This window comes from Aminobacter sp. MET-1 (assembly GCF_026521175.1).
Taxonomy (GTDB): Bacteria; Pseudomonadota; Alphaproteobacteria; order Rhizobiales; family Rhizobiaceae; genus Aminobacter.
The window spans coordinates 1-268 of the sequence record NZ_JAMSHL010000118.1; the positions used below are offsets into that span (position 1 = coordinate 1).

General features: G+C 64.6%; 1 protein-coding gene. It reads left to right on the forward strand.

The window, feature by feature from the left end:
- A partial coding sequence (locus NDO48_RS29270; RefSeq protein WP_267322927.1) for a rhodanese-like domain-containing protein occupies positions 1 to 268 on the forward strand: 268 nt, incomplete at both ends.

Below are 268 nucleotides of genomic sequence, written 5' to 3' on the forward strand. Positions count from 1 at the left end.
GTTTATCGACGTCAACGTACCGAGCAAAGCCTTCGGCGAGTTGGTTGAGAGTGAGCGCCACACGCCCTCCTTGGCCGCCGAAGAAGTGCAGGCGCTGCTCGACAGCCAGGCCGATGTGGTGGTGCTCGACGCGCGCCGCTTCGACGAATACCAGACCATGAGCATTCCTACCGGCATCAGTGTGCCGGGTGCCGAACTGGTGCTGCGCGCCCGTGAACTGGCACCGGACCCGGCCACCCGTATCATCGTCAACTGCGCCGGGCGTACC